We start from the raw sequence: 1531 nt of genomic DNA, 5'->3' as shown, positions 1-1531 counted from the left end.
GAGGCAGCCATCGCATCGCAGCCGAGGAACAGTCCGCGGCTGCCGTGACCGGCCAGCGCGTCGGCGTCGCGACGCTGAGGACACCGCCCGGAGGCTGCGGCGTTCCATTGCACGCTGGTCTGCTGCCAACTGCTCTTGCGGGCCAATACAACTGCGCCGCAGCTTCGGCACGACACCGGCATCATCGGCAATTCTTCGAGACGAGGGTCGAGGCGGACGGTCATGGCACGGGTTGGGCGGTGGCGCGGGCAGCGATGTTGTCTTCGATCTCCTGCGCCCACGCGCGCTGAGCGCTCGTGGTGTCGACCTCGTATTCGAACCGGTCGACCATGTCGGCGGCCACATCGTCAGCGTCGACGTAGAACTGTTCGTACCAACGGCGCAGCTGGTACACCGGCCCGTCTTCCTCGCACAGCAACGGGTTGTCGATGCGTGCCTTGGTTTTCCAGATCGCCACGTCCTGTTCGAAGCCGATCTTGACCCAGTCGCCCAGTGCCACGGCGTTCTGCATGGCCAGCTCGGCGGACAGCCCCTCGGCCTTCTTGACGATGATGCCGTATTGCAGGACAAACGAATTCGCGTCGATCGGATAGTGGCAGTTGATCAGCACGCTGTAGTGGTCGGCGTCGGGATAGTGGTAGGTCAGGTCGTCGATCATGAAGGCCGGTCCGTAGTACGACGCCACCGATGTGGTGCCCAGCATCGTCGAGCCGCCCACGTCGTCACGGTCGGCACGGGTATCGGCGTTCATGTACTGGGTGGCGATGTGGCCCTCGAAGATGTTCTTGAAGTAGGTGGGCATCGATCCGTGCACGTAGAAGAAGTGCGCCATGTCCACCACGTTGTCCACCAACTCACGGCAGTTGGCGTTGACGACCGTTGTGTACCAATGCCAATCGGTCCACTCGTCGCTGGAGGCACCTTCGATGCGCGGAATCGTCGCATCGGCGGGCGGGGGTTTGCCCTCGGGATCGTTCCAGACGAACAGCATCCCGTCCTGCTCAAGGGTCGTCCAGGTGGCGGTCCGGGCCAGGCGGGGGGCGCGCTTGCCGTACGGCACGTTCTTGCAGCGCCCGTCGCCGCCCCACCGCCAGTCGTGGAAGGGGCATGCGATCTCATTGCCCTTGACCTGGCCTTGGGACAGGTCACCACCCATGTGCCGGCAGTATCCGTCCAGCACGTTGATCTTGCCGTCGCCGCTGCGGAACACGACGAGCTTCTGGCCGAAGACGTTGATCGCGTGCGGTTCCCCGTCACCGAGGTCGCGAGTCAGTCCGAGACAGTGCCAGCCACGGGCGAAACGCATCGGCGGCGCTTCGGCTTCGATCTCGCGCACCTCGCACTCGGATTCCATTGCCATCGAGAACCACCTCCGAAATCTCGCGGTGACTGTGCTTCACGTCACAACAAGGTCTAACACTCGGGTGTCCACTCCGGCGCCGAAAGTCCCACTGGCAGGGATCGAAATCCGATTCGGCGCGGATGTCTAGCCGCCGACCTGCGGTAGCTCGTCGGCAGCGATCTCACAGGG

General features: G+C 63.9%; 2 protein-coding genes. Both read right to left on the bottom strand.

From position 1 onward, the window contains the following. Positions 1-224, bottom strand: a 224-nt coding sequence (locus ACWGPE_RS18765) for a hypothetical protein (protein ID WP_452049275.1), incomplete at its 3' end; no start/stop codon positions are given. After that, positions 221-1360 (bottom strand): Rieske 2Fe-2S domain-containing protein, encoded by a 1140-nt coding sequence (locus tag ACWGPE_RS18760; RefSeq protein ID WP_452049274.1) that lies wholly within the window; start codon positions 1358-1360, stop codon positions 221-223. The genes ACWGPE_RS18760 and ACWGPE_RS18765, both read right to left, overlap by 4 nt. Positions 1361-1531: the final 171 nt, after the last annotated feature.

Source organism: Agromyces sp. NPDC055658 (genome assembly GCF_053618155.1).
This window is presented reverse-complemented; position numbering and strand designations above follow the sequence as displayed.